This is a genomic window from Pseudomonas sp. Irchel s3h9, from assembly GCF_900187475.1.
Lineage (GTDB): Bacteria > Pseudomonadota > Gammaproteobacteria > Pseudomonadales > Pseudomonadaceae > Aquipseudomonas > Aquipseudomonas neuropathica.
Genome location: NZ_FYDH01000003.1, coordinates 125021 through 144031 on the forward strand (window position 1 = coordinate 125021; position 19011 = coordinate 144031).

Below are 19011 nucleotides of genomic sequence, written 5' to 3' on the forward strand. Positions count from 1 at the left end.
CCTACAGGGTCTGCGGTGAACACAAATCCAATGTAGGAGTGAGCCTGCTCGCGATAGCACCAGAACAGTCAACACACATCCTGCCTACCTGTGATGTGCAACAGGCCGGCGATTTTTATAGAGCAGGCTTTAGATCAATAACTGACTAAAATCCGCACCAACTGCGAAAACCTGGTCTGTAGGAGCTCCCGAAGGCTGCGATTTTTTGCCGTTGGAAGATCATCAGATCGCAGCCTTCGGCAGCTCCTACAGGGCTCGATTCAGAACTTGTAACTGACCCGCGTGTACAGCGTCCGCCCAAACGGATCGCCATATTTGGGGTCGTAGCCGCTCTGGAACGTGTAGGTCTGATTGCTGAACGGTGGTTCGCGGTCAAACAGGTTTTTCGCGCCGAGGGTCACGCTTAAGGTCTTGCGCCAGGTGTAGGTGCCAGCCAGATCCCAGACGTTGTACGAGCCGACGTAATCGTGGGTGTCGCGATCGGAGTCGTGGTAACCGCTGGTGTAGCGGTTGGTCAGGGCCGCGCCGAATGGGCCGTAATTCCAGCTGCCGGTGAGGCTGTGCCGCCAGCGCGCCACGGCGCCCGCCGAAGCAAAGTCGCCGCCACGGAAATCACCCAGCTTGTCGATGTAATCGCCCTTGAGTTGTTGCTGATAGTCATAGCGGGTGACGTAAGTGCCTTGCAGGCCAATGCCGAAATTACCGTACGGCGTGCTCGGCAAGCGATAGTCGAAGCTGACATCGACGCCATTGGTCTTGATCTTGCCGAGGTTGGCCAGGCCGGTGACGATATGATCGATGGAGCCATCCGGCTTGCGCACCAGGCGATCGGGGTACAGCTCAGGATTCTCGAACACCGCCGATTCCGGGAACTCGGCAATCTGGTTGGCGATGTCGATCCACCAGAAATCCAGCCCGGCAGTCAGGCGTTCGAACGGCTGGTAAACAAACCCAAGGGTGACGTTGCGCGCGGTTTCCGGGCTCAGGTCGGTATTGCCGCCGCTGGTGCGATTGAACTGCTGTGCGCAGTCGCGGTTGGCAATGCCGCCATTGCTCGGATTACCGCCCGCGCACAAACGCGGATCGTTGTAGTTGGCGTTGGTAAAACTGGTAAAGGTCGGGTTGTACAACTCATACAACGACGGTGCGCGGAACCCTTCGCTGTAGGCACCGCGCACTACCAATTCCTTGAATGGCTGGAAGCGGAACGAGTATTTCGGGTTGGTGGTGCTGCCGAAGTCGCTGTACTTGTCATGGCGTACGGCCGCAGACAATTCGAGGCTGTCGAGCACCGGCACGTTGACCTCGGCGTACTCGGCCGAGACGCTGCGATCCCCGGCGACGCTGCCATTCGGATCAACGCCGAGGCTTTGCACATCGCCGGCAAATGCTGCGAAATCCTGATGGAAGTCTTCCTTGCGATACTCGCCGCCCAGCGCCAACGCCGAAGGGCCGGCACCGAACCAGTCGCCGATTTCACGACTGATGCGCCCGTCGATGGCCTTCACCCGCCCTACCGCCGTGGCGTAATCGCCGTCCACCGCGTTGGCCGCCAACAGCGCCGAACCGGCAGCCGTCTGCGGGCCGAACGGGTTGATTACGCCATTGGCAATACCGGTGCTGACGGCACGGTCATTGACGTAGCCGTCCTGAATGCTGTTGATCACTTTGTTCTGATTGTATGAGGCGCCGAGGTTGTAATCCCAGCCGACCAGCGTGCCGTCAAAATTCAGCAGCAAGCGCTGACTGGTGTTGTCGTCTTCGTGCTGACGCGCGCCGACGGCGGTTTCGCGCCAGTTCACGTCGACCGGTTGCGTCGGATCGAGGGCGAAACCGTTCGGCCCGGGGGTGATGCCGTTACCTGGATAGAACGCCGTGCCGGGGTTGACCTGATTGCCCATCAACGTGCCGGGGCCGATTTGCGTGCGGTTTTCGTTACGCGCCCAAAAGTATTCGAGACTGACATTGTGATCGTCGGACAGCTTGCCGGTGGCTTTGGCGAAGGCCGAAGTCTTCTCCGTTTCCGGCACCAGATCGAGGTAATTCCACAGGCTCTGCCGGCAGATGCCGTTGCGCGTCAGCAATCCCGGTGCGTTGCAGCCGGAGCCTGCCAAAGGATTGGTAGCGTTACTGCCCTGACTCCAGTTGGCCGGCGAGGCGGTGCCGGAGGTGTAATCGAGTCCGCGGTTCGGCTGATAGTTGTAGGTGTAACCCCGGTCTTCAGCGGCCAGGCGTTGCTGTTTGTCATAACTGACCACGCCGAACACGTTGAAACGATCATCCTGCAAATCACCGAAGCCCCAACTGCCGCTGAAGTTACGACTTTCACCGCCACCCGAATGGGTTGGCGTGTCGTAGTTGGTGCTGATCTGCCCTTCGGTCAGGCTGGTCTTGGTGATGAAGTTGATCACCCCGCCAATCGCATCGGTGCCGTACAGCGCCGAGGCGCCATCACGCAGCACTTCCACGCGGTCAATGGCGGCGAACGGAATGGTGTTGAGGTCGACACCGGAGCCGTTGATCGCATTGGTGGCGTTGTTGCTCAGACGCCGGCCGTTGAGCAGCACCAAGGTCTTGTTCGCGCCGATGCCACGCAGATCGGCATAGGACGCCCCGCCACTGCTCGACCCCACCGAACGCCCCGAGCCAACCGAAGACTGGTTGGCAGAAATGCGACTGACCAGCTCCTCGGTGGTGGTGACGCCCTGCTCGCGCAGCTCTTCGACGCGCAGGATGGTCACCGGCACCGCCGTTTCTGCATCGACCCGGCGGATTGCCGTACCCGTGACTTCGACACGCTGCAGTTGAGTGGTCGGTTCGGTTGCCGTGCTATCGGCGGCGATGGCCGGCAGCGTATTGATTGCCAGCAGCAAGGCCAGGCTCAAAGGTGATTTGACGGGTGAAAACTGAATCATGAACAGCCATCCCTGCGTTTTGGTTTATGCAGGGATGTGCGATGACGAATAAGGATTTATAGAGGGCGATTTAGACTGTTGGGTGCTGAGGTTATGCAAAAAAAAGCCATGCCTCGATATCAAGCCGATGCCATGTCCCTCAGCAACCGTGTATCCAGACCAAAACGTTCTTGAGAGACCATTTTGAACTGCCCCTCTGCGAGGTCGCAGCTCACCAGCAGATTCCACGAGTGGCGAGTTGCAGCCGAGGGAATCAGGACAAACGGATGTTCATCCAGTAATGCGTCGGCAAACCGCTGTTGATTGGGCGACGGCCACGCGGGACTCAACCAGTACGGATTCGGCACCTCTTCGGGCTGAACGACTTTGACCCGTGCATCGCCGATGACCTCAAAGCACGTCAGCACATAAGGCTCTCTGTCCAGTGCATCAAAACTGTTATTGGCTGCCACCTCCAGAATGGCCGAGGACGGGTCGACAGATGCATAGACGACTCGCCGGCCAGGCGCATTCCATCGACCGCCCTTCAGTTTTGGACCCATCCCGCTGTCCCACGTGTCTCCGTAGGCCTCCTGATCCAGGCGCCAGCCATACCAATGTCCTTCCCAGGGCAAGGGATTCATGGGTAACCCCCGTACAGGACCCGACACAAGTATTGCTCGACCATCTGGAAGCCCAGTGGATGACGGGTCAATTCCAACGGCACGTAGCCGTTAAGGTAAGGGGTCGACTTCTGCATCCATATTTCCGCCTGTGGCAGCCCCCCGAACGCCCGAGTGGCCATCTCCAGCACCAGCGCATATTGGTAGGCGACGACACTCTGTTGCGAGTCAAGCCGTACCGGTTTGCCTTCCTTCAACAGCCGCTGCACGGTTCTGACAGATTTGCCGGTGATGCGTTTGACCATGTCTTCGCGCAGGTACATTTCGGAAGTTGAAAGCATGTTGACGACGTCGCTCAGCTCAAAGCCCTCGTCGGTAAGGCGGACAATCAGCATGGCATCATCACCGAGGTCCTGGCCGTGCACGAGCAAATCGACAGGTTTTCCCTCGGCCTTCTTCAGCACCGTCAGCCGGGGTGCTTTTGATGTGGGCATCGCGACATCCTCCATGGGGCATCTGGCGCGATCGTCGATCCAGAAGTTGCGCAGGGAATAAACAGGGGTTTCATGTTCGATGTGTGGGGTACGCATAATAGATCCTTGATCTGGGAGCCTGAGCGTTCAAGCCGCTCAGCGACTTCAATGTCAGGTCCGATGCTATAGATCGCGCTTCCGACGACCAACCTGAAAAGGTCGTCGGAAATATCCCCTGTTTGCCGCAAAACCCGCCGTTTTCCGTAGGACGTAAAACGCGAAATGCCTGCCATCATCCGCCGAAGTGATAACTCACATCCAGCCACCACTGCCGTCCGTACGGGTCATAGTTGCCGGTCGGGTAATACGGCCAACCCGCCGAGTCATCGTGTTTGATCTGATTGAGCACGTTGTTCACGGTCAGCCCGACACTCGCCCGGTCATTGAGTTTGTAACGCGCACTGGCGTTGAACACCGTCCACGGCGACAGACGTCCGTCACCCGCGCCGTTAGTGACCGAGCCGTAACGAATGCCCATCAGTGTCGCCGTGGCTTTCTGGTAATCCCAGGTCAGGCTGGCGTTGACCTTGCTGCGCCAGTCGTAGTTGGTGCGTGAAGTGCGCCAGTCTTGCGTTGGCGCCTCTTCCGATTCCTTGTAGTAGTGCGACAGCACCAGGGTATAGCCCAGCGCCGAACTGAACGCGCCGTACTGCCCGGCACCCCAGCGGATATTGCTCTTGAAGTCCAGACCACTGACCCGCTCGCTGGCGGCGTTGATCGCATTGACCCGAACGCGCTGCAACTGGTTGGGATCGACCGCGGCATTGCCAGCGTTGCGATCGATGCGCGCCAGGGTCGATTGGCAATTGGCCGAGTTGATGTCCTGTGTGCCATTGCGGCATTCGTTCTCTTGTTGCAGCAAGCGGTTTTCATCGACGGTGGTCAGCAGATCATCGATCTCGACGCGCCAGAAATCGGTGGAGAAATCGAAATTGCGCGACGGTGACCAGACGAACCCGTAGGTCCACGATTTGCCACGTTCGGACTCCAGATTAGCGGTGCCGCTCTGGGTGTAATCGACCCGTCCACGATCACACGCGCCCTCCACGCCCTGGCTGCAACCGTAGTAATCGATCTGCGCCGGATAGTAGCCGTTGCTGTCGGATTGATAGATGTAGTTCAGGTCCGGCGCACGGAAACTGGTGCCATAACTGCCGCGCAGCAACAGGCTGGTCACCGGGCGCCATTCCAGCCCGAGGTTGTAGGTCTTCTGTTGTTCGGTGCGGCCGCTGAATTTGTATTGGTCCCAGCGCCCGGCGGCGGTAGCCAGAATCGTGTCGGTGACCGGAATGCTGAACTCGCCGCCCGCCGCATAGCGTTTGCGCGAGCCGCCGGAGCTTTGCTGTGGGCTCACGCCGTAAAAAGTGCCGTCGTTAAGACCATCGTCCGGGTCAACGCGATACTCCTGCTTGCCCGCCTCCAGCACCCCGGCGAATCCCACGGGCCCGGCCGGAAGATCGAACAGATCACCGTTGACCGAGGCGTTGTAACTGGTCGACACCGATTTGCTGCTCTGGGTCAGGTTGCCGCGAAACTGTTGCCATTCCTGCGGTGTCAGCGGCCGGTCGAGACGCGAGGCATCCGGAGCAAACACCGGGTAACCGCCGCTGACACCGAGTTGAGGGCCAAGGTAGAAATCCTGAATCGACGACAGTGGCGTATAACGCGTGGTCCTGACGCTGCGATATTCCGAACGATTGGCCGCCAGATCGTAGCTCCAACCGGTTTCGGCGATCTTGTCCGAGACGCCGAGGGTGCCGGTCCACGAGGTATCGCGCCACTTGCTGTTGTTGCTGGTGCGCCCGCCAATTTCTTCCTCACCGAAACGGCGATACCAGCGCTCCAGATTGCCGCTGTTCTGGTTGATGAAGTCCGGTGAGGTGAAGGTCGGCCCGCGCGTGTTGTTCTGGATGTGGTCGAGGCCGTACATCAAGTCGGCGAAGACCTGGCCGCTGTCGCTGAAATGCCAGGTGCCACGGGTGTAGCCGTCGTAGTTTTCCTTCTGGGTCTGCACGGTCCAGTAATCGTTGTACATCTGGTCGGTGCGGCAGCGCCCGCCGCTGTTGACCAGTTTGTTGTCGAAGGTGCCCTGATAAGCACCGCAACCCGGTCCCAGATAACGACTGTTGCTCAGGTCGCGGCGGTAACCGACGTCCGCCAGCGGGCCGTTTTGCATAAAGCCACGGTCATCGGCCCAGATCGGATCGCGGTTAGTCAGCTCCAGACCGAACAAGCCGTCAAAATCCCCCCAACTGCCGCCGCCGCTGATCTGCAAGCGCTGGTTGTCACCGCCGCCGCGCTCACTGGTGCCGCCCTTGAGGTTGACGTCGACGCCGTTGATCTTGTCCTTGAGGATGATGTTGACCACCCCGGCAATCGCGTCCGAACCGTAAATCGCCGAGGCGCCGCTGCTGAGAATTTCGATACGTTCGATGACTGCCGACGGAATATTCGCCAGGTTGGTGAAGTTGACCTTGCCGTCGTACGGCGTCGGGTAGTCGGCGACCCGGCGGCCGTTGATCAGCACCAGCGTATGGTTCGGGCCGAGGCCGCGCAGGTTGAGTGCGCTGGCCGCCGGTTGCCAGGTGTTGCCGTAATCTTCGCCTTGGGTCATGCCGGTGTTTTGCGTTTGTGTCGCCAAGGCATCGTAGACGTTTTTGTAGCCGCGCGCTTCCATTTCTTCGTGGGTGATGACGTTGACCGGTGTGGCGCCATCGCTCTGCGCTCGGGCGATGCGTGAGCCAGTGACGGTGACTTTTTCCATGCGGTAATCGGCGCTGGTGACCGGCGCCACGGCGGTGACTTTCGCCGGCGCTTCGGCTTCGCGAACCGTTAAACCCTGAGCGCTTTGCTCGACTTGCAGACCGCTGCCGAGCAAGGCCTTTTCCACTGCCTGACGACCGCCCAGCGCGCCGCGCACTGTCGCGCTGCGCTTGCCCTGCACCAGTTCCTGACTGAAGGAAATCGGCACACCGCTCTGCCGCGAGATGTCCAGCAGCACTTCGTCCAGTGGCCCAGTGGCGATGTCGAAAGTAAACACCGCTGCGGCAGGTTCCTGAGCAACCGCCGCCCATGGACTGATGCCCATCGCCAAGGCAGCGGCGAGGGTCAATCGAGGTAATTGTTGTTTGATTGAGAACATCGAAGGGTTTCCCTGTTGGAGGCATCTGCAGGGAATGAGCAGCGGGCCGGCGCTTTTTATAGGGCGGCGATTAGGCCAAGAAGTTATGGGTTTATAACCGCGCGTCGATGCTGACCCAGTACGGGTTGTGCCACGTGACGCGAATTGGCAGCGAGCGCTCCAGCAGTTGCAACGTGCGGTCGCTGTCGTCGAGCGGATAGAGGCCGCTGAGGCGCAGATCCGCAACATCGGAACTCAGGTGCAAGATGCCGCGCCGGTAGCGGCGCAGGCTGTCGATGACCTCGCGCAGAGGCCGGTCGCGCACTTCCAGGCGACCTTGCACCCAGGCACTTTCCTGACCGTTGCTGCGCTCCAGCGACAGCACTCCGGCACCGTTGAACAGCAGACTCTCGCCGGCCTGCACCACTTGCCGCGCGCCACCGGTAGTGACCACCTCGACCTGTGAATGAAGCATCACCAATCGCGTCGCCTCCTCGCTGTACTGAACGAGAAACTTCGTCCCCAGCGCCCGCATGCGACCGTGCTCGGTCTCGACCACAAAGGGTCGCGTCGGCTCTTTCGCTACATCGACCAGCAACTCACCGCTGCGCAATGCGAGCAACCGTTGTTGACTGTCAAACAAAGGCACCACACGACTGCGCGCATTGAGCGTCAGCGCACTGCCGTCCGCGAGGGTGAAGTCACGTCGCTCGCCGGTCCCGGTCGACAACTCCCCCGCCTCCGGCAGCCAGCCGTAACGCCGCCCTAGCAACCCGGCCAACAGCGCAATACCCAGCACACTCAAACTGCCGCTGATAAAGCGTCGACGACTCGACGGTGCATTGAGGCTGTGCAACAAACTGCCGCGCGGCACGCTGCGCAGGCTCGGGTTGCGCAGCAAATTCAGGCCGCCGCCCATTTGCTCGATGACTTGCTGATGGCGTGGATCGGCGCCCCGCCAGGCCTCGAACGCGGCGCGCTCAGCCGTGCCCGCCTCGCCCGACTGCAACAACGCCAGCCATTGTGCCGCCTCGTCGATCACTGCCTCGTCCGGCCTCATGCTTGCATCGCCTGATAGCAGCGCTTGAATGCTTCGACCATGTATTGCTGCACGCGACTGGTCGACACGCCGAGCCGCTCGCCGATCTCGCTGTAAGTCAAACCGTCGAGTTGATGGTAGAGAAACGCCGCTTTGGCCTTGGCCGACAGCCCATTGAGCAAGCGATCGACCGCCAGCAGCGCTTCGATCACCAGCGCCCGTTCTTCCGGAGACGGGTGCACCGGCTCGGGCGCCAGCGCCAGGCTTTCCAGATAGGCGCGCTCAAGGTCCTGGCGCCGCCAGCCTTCGTAAACCAGCCGCCGGGCGATGGTGGTCAATAGCGCGCGTGGCTCGCGAATGGCTGTGGGATCCGGCAGCGCCAACACCCGCAGAAAGGTTTCCGATGCAATGTCTTGCGCACTGTGCGGACAACCGAGCGTGCGGCGAACGGCAGCGCACAGCCAGCGATAGTCCTTTTGGAACATCTGCCCGATGATCTGGTAATGCGGGTTGTGCCCACCCATGCCTTGCTCCCTGAAACGGGTCCCACCCGCTGCGAAAAACCATCGTTCTGCCGGGATCGTCCGGCTCTGATCAGGCGCGACTGTGCAATAGCCTCGAAGACATTTGAAGTAATAAAAAATCAGCACAAGCAAACCATTGAGCATAAGGCGCTTGGTCGCCGCAGAAACATTGGCTGACAGAACGTTGACCTCGATCACTGGCGCGTGGCCGGCCACTGATTAATCTCGCGGCTCCATCGAAAGCCAGGGACGGCTCACCGAGAGCCCACGGCTTAACCCACTCAAGGAAGAGCAAGCATGCGACCACTCAACATCATTCTGCTGTCGTCGGCCTTCAACGGCCTGACCCAACGCGCCTGGCTGGAACTGCGCGAGGCCGGGCACTCACCCAGCGTTGTGCTGTTTACCGATGAACAGGCCGTGTGCGAACAGATCGAACACAGCGGCGCGGATCTGGTGATCTGCCCGTTCCTCAAGGACCGCGTGCCGCAGGCGCTGTGGAGCAACACCGAACGGCCGGTGGTGATCATTCATCCGGGCATCGTCGGCGATCGCGGCGCGAGTGCCCTCGATTGGGCGATTACCAACGAGTTGCCGAGCTGGGGCGTCACTGCGCTACAAGCGGTCGAAGAAATGGACGCCGGCCCGGTGTGGGCCACCTGCGAATTCAACCTGCCGGCGGGCCTGCGCAAATCCGAGCTGTACAACGGCCAGGTCAGTGATGCGGCGATTCGTTGTATTCGCGAAGTGGTGGAGAAATTCATCGAAGGGTTTGAACCGGTTGCCCTCGACTATGCCGATACGAAAGTACGCGGACGCTTGCAGCCGAACATGAAGCAGGTCGACCGCAGCTTCAGCTGGCACGATTGCGCACGCTTCATCAAACGCTGCATCGATGCTGCCGACGGCCAGCCCGGCGTGTTGGCGAGCCTCGCTGGCGGTCAGTATTACGTCTACGACGCGCACCTGGATTCGCGCAGCGGCGTGCCCGGCGAGATTCTCGCGGTGCATGACGATGCGGTGCTGGTCGCCGCCGGTGATCAAAGCCTGTGGATCGGCGCGCTACGGCGCAAACCGCAACCAGGCGAGGAGACCTTCAAGCAACCGGCGCGGCACGTGCTGGCCGGGCAACTGGCCGAGGTGCCTGTGCTGGACTGGTCGATCGCCACGCAGCCGTTCAGTAACGAAGCCTATCAACCGATCCGCTACCGGGAATCCGGCATCGTCGGTGAGCTGACCTTCGAGTTCTACAACGGCGCCATGAGTACCGAGCAGTGCCAGCGCATGGTCGCCGCGCTGCGCTGGGCCAAATCCCGTGATACCCAGGTGTTGTTGATCAAGGGTGGGCGCGGCAGTTTTTCCAACGGCGTGCATTTGAACGTGATTCAGGCCGCGCAGGATCCTGGCGCCGAAGCCTGGGCGAATATTCAGGCAATCGACGATGTCTGCGCAGAACTGCTGACGGCCCGGCAACTGGTGGTCAGTGGCGTTACTGGCAACGCCGGCGCCGGTGGCGTGATGCTCGCACTGGCGGCCGACATCGTCTTTGCCCGCGCCGATATCGTGCTCAATCCGCATTACAAGAGCATGGGCTTGTACGGCTCCGAATACTGGACCTACAGCCTGCCCCGCGCCGTCGGCCCGGCAATGGCCGAGCAATTGACCCAGGCTTGCCTGCCGGTAAGCGCGGTGCAGGCGTGGCAACTGGGCATGGTTCAGGAAATCGGCCCGCGCTGCCCGGACGAGTTTGACCTGTGGTTGCTGCAACGGGCCAACAGCGTGGTGAGCGATCCGACTTACGCGGCGGTACGCGAGCGCAAGGTGCGGGTTGATCAGGTGTTGATCCAGCAGTGCCGTGAAACCGAGTTGCAGGAGATGCAGGAAGACATGCTGTACAACCGTAATCAGTTTGCCGAGAAGTGCCGAAATTTTGTCTTCAAGCGCAAGGTGTGTGGCACGCCGGCGCGGTTGATTGAAGATTGGGCGCGGGTGCGGTTGACCGAGTTGGCCAGTTGATTTTGGCGGTGACTGCTTTCCCCTCACCCTAGCCCTCTCCCAAGGGAGAGGGAACCGAGCCGGGGATATTGGCGATCTTCACCGACCTGAGGGTCTTGCTCTGAATTCATAATCGACACGGTCTTTCAGGTCGATGTATGACGCCAGACACCTCGGTCAGTCCCCTCTCCCACCGGGAGAGGGTTAGGCGGGCGGCGATCCGATGAGGGGCTTTTGCCTTTACAATGCCCGTCACCTCAAACACCGGCCCGCCCATGGACATCGATCTCGCTCGCACCTTTCTGGAAATCGTCCGTCACGGCAGTCTCGCCGCGGCGGCGCAGAAGCTGTTCGTCACGCAAACGGCGATCACCGCCCGGGTGCAAAAACTCGAAAGCCAGCTGGGCAGCACGCTGTTCGTGCGCAACCGCGCCGGGGCGAAACTGACGCCCAATGGCGAGGCTTTTGTGGTCTACGCCAATCAACTGGTGCAAACCTGGGAAGCCGCGCGCCGCGACCTGCCGCTGCCCGAGGGCTATCACAACGTGCTGCACATCGGCGGCGAAGTCAGCCTGTGCAACCCATTGATGCTCAGTTGGGCGGCGGAACTGCGCGAGAAGATTCCCGGGCATGCCCTGCGCATGGAAATTCGCGACGGCGAAAACCTCCTGCGCCAGCTCGAACTCGGTGTGCTCGACGCCGCGCTGGTCTATCAGCCGGAATACTGGCCGGGTTTGCAGGTCGAGCAAGTGCTGGAAGAAAAACTGATTCTGGTGCGCGCCCCCGATCGTCCCGATCCCTACGTCTACATCGATTGGGGCCCGGACTTCCGCCGCCAGCATGACGCCGCCCTGCCGGAAAAAGCCAAAGCGGCGCTGAGTTTCAACCTCGGCCCGTTGGCCCTGCAATACATTCTCGAACATGGCGGCAGCGGCTACTTCCGCACCCGCGTGGTCCGCACGTATCTGGAAAGCGGCGCCCTGGAAGCGGTGACCAAAGCCCCGGAGTTCGGCTATCCGACTTACCTCGTCTACTCACGTGATCGCGATTCGGCGACGCTGCAGCAAGCCTTCCATCTGCTGCGCGAAGTGATCCGCACCGATGATGACTGGTCGCAACGCTGGAACCCGCTGAGCTGAAGCGGCGGCTTCACAGCCGATCATGGCGCATGTGCCATTGAGGTCCGGCCTGCACATACGGCCGGATCGGCTAATCTGCCGGGTACAACAACAATCCCGCAGGTGATGCAGTGAGGCAGACCACCGAGGCATTTCGCAGCCGCTATCGTGCGGCCATTCATCCGCTGTACAACCCGTGGCTGCACGGCGCCTTCGTGCTGCTGTTCGGTGTGTTGGCCGTTGGTGGTTTCTGGAGCAGCGTGCAGCAGGTCAGCCTGCTGGAATGGCTGACGGTGCCGTTAACCCTGCTGTTTTTCAATTTCGCCGTGTACATGGTCCATCGTCATCTCGGCCACCACAAAAAGACCTTCGCGAAAATGTTCTACGCCCGGCATGCCGGCGATCATCACAGTTTCTTCACCCCCGGCCACATGACCTACGACAGCGCCCGCGACTGGCGAGTGATTCTGTTCCCCGCGTGGCTGATCGTGCTGCACACACTGCTGATCACCCTGCCGTTGTGGTGGCTGATCGCACAGGTAAACGCCAACGTGGCCGGGTTGTTTGGCGGCTGCATGGTCCTCGGTTATCTGACTTACGAGATATTCCACGCCTGCGAACACCTGCCGCCACACAACCCGCTGACCCGCCTGCCGTGGATCCGCCAGATGCGCCACTTGCACGAGCTGCATCACCGCCGCGAGCGCATGCAGGAGCGCAATTTCAACATCGTTTTGCCGTTGATGGACTACCTGTTCGGCACCCTTTACCGGGAGCCGGAAATCACCCCTTTGAGCGATTCGAAAATGCCCATGACCCACCTGCAACACCCGATCGATATCGCTGGTGAACCCATCGCCGTGCTGGCCTATGCCGCCAGTGTCAGTCGCTGGCCGGAGTGGCACCCCTCGTCGCTGAAAATCGACGGTGCGCAAGGCCCGTTGCATGCCGGCGCGCGCTTCGAAGAGGACATTCATGCCGGCGGGCGCGCGGGCCATTTGCGCTGGGAAGTCACCGAATACCTGCCCGGCCGGCGCTGGTGCGCGCGGGCGCAGGGTGATCATGGCTTGTCGCTGCTGCTGACCTATGAATGCAGCCCCGAGGGCAGCGGCACGCGTTTTGTGCGCACGCTGGATTATCGCTTCGACGGACTGGGCATGCGCATCGCCAATCGCTTGCTGCTCAAACGGCGCATCGAGCGCGAATCCGCCGCATCGATGCTGGCGCTGCGCGACATGGCCGCCCGCTACCTGGCCTCGGCGAGGGCCAGCGCGTGAAGCTGAGACATCTGCTGTTGTTGCTGGTCCTCATCGTCATCGGCTTTTTATTGTTGATGCCCACCAAGGTCGAACCCGTGGCCTGGACGCCGCCGCCAGCGCCATCGCTGACAGAAGGTCTCTACGCCGAGAACCAGAAACTCAAAGGCGCAGCGCAGGTCGGGCCGAGCGACATCGAAGGGCCGGAAGCATTGCTGCTGGAAAGTGACTTCCTGATCACCGGGCTGCACGACGGCCGACTGATCCGCACCAGCCTCGACGGCCAGCAACGCAAAGTACTCGCCGACACCGGTGGCCGCCCGCTGGGCCTGGCCCGGCATCCGAACGGCATGCTGGTGATTGCCGACGCGGTCAAGGGTTTGCTGTCTCTTGATGCGCAGGGTCAGTTGGTGCCTTTGACCACGGCGGCCAATGGTCTGGCGTTCGGGTTCACCGATGACGTCGCCATCGACAAGTCCGGGCACTACGCCTATTTCAGCGATGCCTCCAGCCGCTGGGGCTACGGCCATGACGGCGAAGCAATCATCGAGCACGGCGGCGATGGACGCCTGCTGCGCTATGACTTCCAGAGCGGCAAAACCAGTGTCCTGCTAGACAAGCTGGAGTTCGCCAACGGCGTGACCCTCGGCCCGGATGACGCCTATGTGCTAGTCAACGAAACCGGCGCCTATCGCATCAGCCGCTATTGGCTGACCGGGCCGAAAGCCGGCACTCACGACCTGTTTATCGATAACTTGCCGGGGCTGCCGGACAACCTGGCGTTCAATGGCAGTAATCGGTTCTGGGTGGCGTTGTATGCGCCGCGCAATGCTCTGCTCGACGATACCGCCGGGCATCCGCTCGTGCGCAAGATGATCGTGCGGGCGTTGGCGGTTTTGCCTAAGCCGGTGGAGAAGCGCGGGTTTGTCCTGGGGCTGGATCTGGAGGGCAAGGTGATTGCCAATTTGCAGGATGCCAGCAGTGGCAATTACTCGCCGATTACCACGGTGCGTGAGTATGGGCCGTGGTTATATTTTGGCTCGTTGAAGGCGACGCATATGGCGCGGATGCCGTTGGATGTGGCCCTGAAGTGAATCTGGCAACTTTGTGGTGATTGCGCTGACGCCTTCGTCGGAACGCCGCCCGGAGCAGGCTCGCTCCCACAGGGTTATTTGCTGACCACAGCATTTGGGCTCAACACAATCCACTGTGGGAGCGAGCCTGCTCCGAAGGCGGTCTGTCAGTTGCTGGACTTGTCGAACTTGTCCGGATCTTCGTCTTCGGGCAGATCCTCATCCGGCTCTTCGGGATTGGCCGTGGTATGTGCCGGGCTGTTCGGTTCGGGATGCGTGGGAACCGGGTCGAATGCGCCCTGCTCTTCACTGGGGAATTTGGGATCGTTCATAAGGCACCTCGCAATGAGTCGGATGGAAGACTCTGTACATTCGAGGTGCCGGTCGTGGCAGTCGTTCCCGTCAATCCGCAACCGCAGGTCGGCGGATCAATGGCGAATCAGGACGGCGCCTGCAAATGGCTGACGATTTCGTCTTTGACCTTCAGGCGCCTCTCTTTGAGCTTTTTCAATGCGTCGTCGGTGGGAGCGTCTGAGGTGGCCGTTTCGGCTTTGACCACATCGGCGTCGGCTTGGGAATACTTGTTGATCAGTGAATCCAATCGTGGATCCTGGGTGCGTTTTTGCTGGATCTCTTCCTTCGTGTAACTCAAGTCCTGAAACAGGTCATGGGGAACCGGCATGGAACACCTCCGTCAGTTGATCGGCTGGCCAACGCGACCGATTGCGCTGGCCAGTTATCAGAATGGCCTCGGTTGCACGGTTCTGTCGACCACCTGTCAGACCAGCGGTGCCCGTTCGTCGCCCTGTCGCAAATGCGATCAAACCTTTGCTCGCCGTGTTCCCTCCATTGGTTAACACCAACAAAAACTGCGTGGAGATACACCAATGGACGGATTCAACCTGCGTCATCTGGTCCTGGCTGTCGCGTTGAGCAGCGGCATGGGCAGCGCTTTCGCTGCGACTGACAATGACTTCGTCGATAACGCCGCTGCCGGTGGTATTGCCGAAATCGAAACCAGCCGCCTCGCCTTGGAAAAAAGCCAATCGGCTGACATCAAGGCCTTCGCCAATATGATGATCACCGACCATGGCAAGGCCAACGATGAGCTGGCGACCATTGCCAAAGCTAACGACATCGAAGTCCCGGACACCACGACATTGGTCAAACAGGCCAAGGAAAAAATCCTCGAAGTGCGTGATGAGTCTTTCGACGCGGCGTACGCCAACAATCAGGTGAAGGCGCACGAAGAGACCATCGAGCTGTTCAAGAAACAAGCCAATACCGTGACCGATGACAAGGTCAAAGGTGCGACGGAACTGAAGGCGTTTGCGCAGAAAATGTTGCCGGCGCTGGAGAAACACCTCGCCGCCGCCAAAGAATTGCAGGCCAAGCATCCGAGCAAGTAAAAAGCTTTACCCTCACCCCAGCCCTCTCCCGGAGGGAGAGGGAGCCGGCCGAGGTGAATGTTCGAGTTACGCCGACCTGAAACTTCGGCTTCGAACTCAGGTACTGGAGTGCAACTCCGATTTTGAACTGCCCCCGATCGGCTCCCTTTCCCCTCGCCTTTCCGGAGAGCGAGACGGAGCCGATCGTGTTGAATGTTCGAGTCACACCGATCTGAAATCTAGAGTTGAACCTGGCTTTTGAAAGGCACCGAGATCGGCTCCCTTCCCCCTCTCCCCCCTGGGGGAGAGGGCTGGGGTGAGGGGGATCGATGTCAGCAACACCACCACATCCAAGCGAAAAAAGGCCGCATCCTAAGATGCGGCCTTGTCATATCCACCGAACATCAACCGCCATCCGTATCAATATCAGCATCCGTCTCCTCCCCCGGCTTCGCCCGATCCGGCTGCGGTTTGAAACCCGGGCTGAACTCGTTGTCGTTGTCCGTGTGCTTGTTCTTCTGATCCACTGCCGGGTCTGCGCTCTGCGCCTGACCATCCTCGCCCTGCTGCTGTGTCGGCGACGGTTGCCCCGGCACCTGCGGGTCAATCGCTGGATCATTGCGGTTAATCGGCTCGCCAGATTGGCTCTGCTGCTTCGTTTGCTCGTTCATGGCCACCTCGTTGGTCAAACACGCCCGACACACATCCGCCGGGTGTTAAAGATTCGAAGCCTGGCCCGCGCCAACGTTCAAAACTTCGCCGCCCGCTTGATGGTGCCAATCGGAACGCCGCAATTACCGGCTCAAGGCCCGAGCCAGAAACGGCGCGGTTTTGCTCTTCTTGCTCGCCGCAACCTTCTGCGGTGTACCCGCCACCACGATTCGACCGCCCTGATCCCCCGCGCCCGGCCCGATGTCGATCACCCAGTCACTCTGCGCGACCACGCGCATTTCGTGCTCAACGACAATCACCGTGTGCCCAGCCGTCACCAGCGTATCCAACTGCTCCAGCAACCGATCGACATCACGCGGATGCAGCCCGGTGGTCGGTTCGTCCAGCACGTACAAGGTCGCGCCGCGCTGGTTGCGTTGCAATTCGGTGGCCAGTTTGATCCGCTGCGCTTCGCCACCGGACAACTCCGTGGCCGGTTGCCCCAGGCGCAGATAACCCAGGCCAATATCGCGCAGCACTTCGAGTGACCGGCGAATCCCCGCTTGCTCGGCAAACACCGTCACCGCTTCCTCGACGGTCAATTGCAGCACCTGCGCAATGCTCAAACCCTCCCAGAGAATCGCCAGGGTCTGCGGGTTGTAGCGCGCGCCATGGCAGGTCGGGCACGGCGCATAAACACTGGGCATGAATAACAACTCGACACTGACAAAGCCTTCACCCTCGCAGGTGGCGCAACGGCCCTTGGCGACGTTGAAGGAAAACTGTCCGGCGTCGTAGCCGGCAGCCCGTGCCGCGTCGGTCGCGGCGTAGAGCTTGCGCACGTTGTCGAACAGCCCTGTGTAAGTGGCCAGATTGGAGCGTGGCGTGCGGCCGATGGGTTTCTGGTCGACCTGCACCAGTCGCTTGATCGACTCCAGCCCCGACGTCACCTGGCCGCTGCTGACCTGCGGCGCGGCGTCCTCGAGGCTGAGTTCTTCCGGCTCACTGTCTACCGTCGGCCGCCCTAACTGCGCGCCGACCAGTTCCAGCAAGGCCTGACTGACCAGACTCGATTTGCCCGAGCCAGACACGCCGGTCACCGAGGTAAAGCAGCCCAGCGGAAATTCAGCACTGAGATTATTCAGGTTATTGCGGGTGATCCCGTCGAGCTTCAGCCACGCCGTCGGTTTGCGCGCGGTGCGTGCCTGGCGCTGCGCTTCGGCAAACAGGTAGGCGCGAGTCTGCGATTGCTCGATCTCGGCCAGACCTGCCGGCGGGCCGCTGTACAGCACCTGCCCACCCTGCTCGCCCGCCGCCGGGCCGACGTCGATCAGCCAGTCGGCGCGGCGCATGGTTTCCACGTCGTGCTCGACCACAAACAGCGTGTTGCCGTCCGCCTTCAAGCGCTGCAACGCCTCGAACAACGCCTCGCCATCGGCCGGGTGCAAACCGGCGGAGGGTTCGTCGAGCACGTAGATCACCCCGAACAATTGCGAACCCAGTTGCGTCGCCAAGCGCAAGCGCTGCAACTCACCGGACGACAGCGTCGGGGTGCTGCGCTCCAGCGCCAGATAACCGAGGCCCAGATCGGTCAGGGTGCTGACCCGCTCCAGCAGATCCTCGGCAATGCGCTGCGTCGCCAGGCGCTTCTCCAGCGACAGGTTTGGCGTGTGGCGCACGTCTGGCGCGCTGCCGTGGCCGCTGGCACCGTGGGCCACGCGCTGCTGGCGCGCCTCGCGGGTTTGCGCGTGACTTAAGGTCTCGCCGGTTTCTTCAGCGTGTTCGAGGTAGCTGGCCGCCGCCACCGGCCGCAGCACCTCGGCCACTTGCAGCAACGGCATCTGCGACAGCTCGCCGATGTCATACCCGGCAAACGTCACCGACAACGCCTCACGTTTCAGGCGTTTGCCATCGCATAACGGGCAAGGGCTGCCGAGCATGAACTGCGAAACGCGCTTCTTCATCAGCGCACTTTGCGAGTGAGTAAACGTGTGCAGAATGTAGCGCCGGGCGCCGGTGAAGGTGCCCTGGTAACTCGGCTCCATCTTGCGTTTGAGGGCCACGCGGGTTTCTTCCGGGGTCAGCCCGGCGTACACCGGCACGGTCGGGGTTTCTTCGGTGAAGAGAATCCAGTCGCGCTGTTTTTTCGGCAGCTTCTTCCATGGAATGTCGACATCGATGCCCATGGTCACAAGGATGTCGCGCAGGTTCTGTCCCTGCCACGCCAGCGGCCAGGACGCCACCGCGCGCTGGCGGATGGTCAGGTTCGGGTCCGGCACCATCAGCGCTTCGGTGACCTCGTACACCCGGCCGAGGCCATGGCATTCGGGGCACGCGCCTTGCGGGGTGTTCGGCGAGAAGTCCTCGGCATACAACATCGGTTGCCCCGGCGGATAACTGCCGGCGCGCGAATAGAGCATGCGGATCAGGCTCGACAGCGTGGTCACGCTGCCCACTGACGAGCGCGTACTCGGCGTGCCGCGTTGCTGTTGCAGGGCCACGGCCGGCGGCAGGCCTTCAATGGAGTCGACATCCGGCACGCCGACCTGATCGATCAGCCGTCGCGCGTACGGCGCCACCGACTCAAAGTATCGGCGCTGGGCCTCGGCATACAAGGTCGAGAACGCCAGTGACGACTTGCCAGACCCGGACACCCCGGTGAACACCACCAGCGCATCGCGGGGAATGTCGACATCAACGTTCTTCAGGTTGTGTTCACGGGCGCCACGTACCCGGACCATGCCGGTGGGCGCTTTGGAGGTGCGTTTGGAAGTCATCGACCTGCCTTGGTGAAGG

At 61.0% G+C, this 19011-nt stretch carries 15 protein-coding genes; 5 read left to right on the forward strand and 10 right to left on the reverse strand.

Annotated elements, in window-relative coordinates:
* Positions 1-260 precede the first annotated feature (260 nt).
* From CKW26_RS05760 to CKW26_RS05785, 6 genes are all read right to left on the reverse strand, one after another.
* Positions 261-2915, reverse strand: a complete 2655-nt coding sequence (locus tag CKW26_RS05760; RefSeq protein WP_095047841.1) for a TonB-dependent receptor — start codon at positions 2913-2915, stop codon at positions 261-263.
* Between the two features lie 119 nt (positions 2916-3034).
* The gene (locus CKW26_RS05765) at positions 3035-3538 is read right to left on the reverse strand and encodes an RES family NAD+ phosphorylase (protein ID WP_095047842.1); all 504 of its coding nucleotides are present in this window, start codon (positions 3536-3538) and stop codon (positions 3035-3037) included.
* Positions 3535-4011: an antitoxin Xre/MbcA/ParS toxin-binding domain-containing protein gene (locus CKW26_RS05770; RefSeq protein ID WP_175555704.1), complete on the reverse strand. Its 477-nt coding sequence runs from the start codon at positions 4009-4011 to the stop codon at positions 3535-3537. Before CKW26_RS05770 ends, CKW26_RS05765 begins: the two co-directional genes overlap by 4 nt.
* A 271-nt stretch (positions 4012-4282) precedes the next feature.
* Positions 4283-7192, reverse strand: a complete 2910-nt coding sequence (locus CKW26_RS05775) for a TonB-dependent siderophore receptor (protein ID WP_095047843.1) — start codon at positions 7190-7192, stop codon at positions 4283-4285.
* 91 nt (positions 7193-7283) lie between these two features.
* Positions 7284-8231: a FecR domain-containing protein gene (locus CKW26_RS05780; RefSeq protein ID WP_095047844.1), complete on the reverse strand. Its 948-nt coding sequence runs from the start codon at positions 8229-8231 to the stop codon at positions 7284-7286.
* Positions 8228-8734 (reverse strand): sigma-70 family RNA polymerase sigma factor, encoded by a 507-nt coding sequence (locus CKW26_RS05785; protein ID WP_095047845.1) that lies wholly within the window; start codon positions 8732-8734, stop codon positions 8228-8230. Before CKW26_RS05785 ends, CKW26_RS05780 begins: the two co-directional genes overlap by 4 nt.
* 297 nt (positions 8735-9031) lie before the next feature.
* Between CKW26_RS05785 and CKW26_RS05790 the strand changes: the two genes are divergently transcribed.
* From CKW26_RS05790 to CKW26_RS05805, 4 genes are all read left to right on the forward strand, one after another.
* A complete protein-coding gene (locus CKW26_RS05790) occupies positions 9032-10750 on the forward strand; it encodes a hydrogenase maturation protein (protein ID WP_095047846.1) in 1719 nt (572 codons plus the stop codon).
* A gap of 254 nt (positions 10751-11004) precedes the next feature.
* Entirely contained in the window at positions 11005-11868 is an 864-nt protein-coding gene (locus CKW26_RS05795) for a LysR family transcriptional regulator (RefSeq protein WP_007912548.1), read from the forward strand.
* A gap of 110 nt (positions 11869-11978) precedes the next feature.
* The gene (locus CKW26_RS05800) at positions 11979-13124 is read left to right on the forward strand and encodes an SRPBCC family protein (protein WP_095047847.1); all 1146 of its coding nucleotides are present in this window, start codon (positions 11979-11981) and stop codon (positions 13122-13124) included.
* Positions 13121-14197, forward strand: coding sequence for an SMP-30/gluconolactonase/LRE family protein (locus tag CKW26_RS05805; protein ID WP_095047848.1), 1077 nt, complete (start codon positions 13121-13123; stop codon positions 14195-14197). The genes CKW26_RS05800 and CKW26_RS05805 overlap by 4 nt, the downstream gene beginning before the upstream one ends.
* Before the next feature lie 146 nt (positions 14198-14343).
* Here the strand turns inward: CKW26_RS05805 and CKW26_RS30035 are convergent, their stop codons facing one another.
* Both CKW26_RS30035 and CKW26_RS05810 read right to left on the reverse strand, forming a co-directional pair.
* Positions 14344-14508: a hypothetical protein gene (locus CKW26_RS30035; RefSeq protein ID WP_007912545.1), complete on the reverse strand. Its 165-nt coding sequence runs from the start codon at positions 14506-14508 to the stop codon at positions 14344-14346.
* A gap of 107 nt (positions 14509-14615) precedes the next feature.
* Positions 14616-14858: a YdcH family protein gene (locus tag CKW26_RS05810; protein ID WP_095047849.1), complete on the reverse strand. Its 243-nt coding sequence runs from the start codon at positions 14856-14858 to the stop codon at positions 14616-14618.
* 205 nt (positions 14859-15063) lie between these two features.
* On the opposite strand from CKW26_RS05810, the gene CKW26_RS05815 reads away from it, so the two are divergent.
* Positions 15064-15585, forward strand: coding sequence for a DUF4142 domain-containing protein (locus tag CKW26_RS05815; RefSeq protein WP_095047850.1), 522 nt, complete (start codon positions 15064-15066; stop codon positions 15583-15585).
* 383 nt (positions 15586-15968) lie between these two features.
* Here CKW26_RS05815 and CKW26_RS05820 read toward each other — a convergent pair whose 3' ends face one another.
* On the reverse strand, positions 15969-16235 hold the full coding sequence (locus CKW26_RS05820) for a hypothetical protein (protein ID WP_095047851.1): 267 nt from the start codon (positions 16233-16235) through the stop codon (positions 15969-15971).
* Positions 16236-16358: 123 nt separating this feature from the next.
* On the reverse strand, positions 16359-18992 hold the full coding sequence (locus tag CKW26_RS05825; protein ID WP_095047852.1) for an excinuclease ABC subunit UvrA: 2634 nt from the start codon (positions 18990-18992) through the stop codon (positions 16359-16361).
* Positions 18993-19011: the final 19 nt, after the last annotated feature.

Coding starts and splice junctions, on each gene's coding strand:
- CKW26_RS05760 (WP_095047841.1), bottom strand. CDS start 2,915: ATGATTCAGTTTTCACCCGTCAAATCACCTTTGAGCCTGGCCTTGCTG.
- CKW26_RS05765 (WP_095047842.1), bottom strand. CDS start 3,538: ATGAATCCCTTGCCCTGGGAAGGACATTGGTATGGCTGGCGCCTGGAT.
- CKW26_RS05770 (WP_175555704.1), bottom strand. CDS start 4,011: ATGCCCACATCAAAAGCACCCCGGCTGACGGTGCTGAAGAAGGCCGAG.
- CKW26_RS05775 (WP_095047843.1), bottom strand. CDS start 7,192: ATGTTCTCAATCAAACAACAATTACCTCGATTGACCCTCGCCGCTGCC.
- CKW26_RS05780 (WP_095047844.1), bottom strand. CDS start 8,231: ATGAGGCCGGACGAGGCAGTGATCGACGAGGCGGCACAATGGCTGGCG.
- CKW26_RS05785 (WP_095047845.1), bottom strand. CDS start 8,734: ATGGGTGGGCACAACCCGCATTACCAGATCATCGGGCAGATGTTCCAA.
- CKW26_RS05790 (WP_095047846.1), top strand. CDS start 9,032: ATGCGACCACTCAACATCATTCTGCTGTCGTCGGCCTTCAACGGCCTG.
- CKW26_RS05795 (WP_007912548.1), top strand. CDS start 11,005: ATGGACATCGATCTCGCTCGCACCTTTCTGGAAATCGTCCGTCACGGC.
- CKW26_RS30035 (WP_007912545.1), bottom strand. CDS start 14,508: ATGAACGATCCCAAATTCCCCAGTGAAGAGCAGGGCGCATTCGACCCG.
- CKW26_RS05810 (WP_095047849.1), bottom strand. CDS start 14,858: ATGCCGGTTCCCCATGACCTGTTTCAGGACTTGAGTTACACGAAGGAA.
- CKW26_RS05815 (WP_095047850.1), top strand. CDS start 15,064: ATGGACGGATTCAACCTGCGTCATCTGGTCCTGGCTGTCGCGTTGAGC.
- CKW26_RS05820 (WP_095047851.1), bottom strand. CDS start 16,235: ATGAACGAGCAAACGAAGCAGCAGAGCCAATCTGGCGAGCCGATTAAC.
- CKW26_RS05825 (WP_095047852.1), bottom strand. CDS start 18,992: ATGACTTCCAAACGCACCTCCAAAGCGCCCACCGGCATGGTCCGGGTA.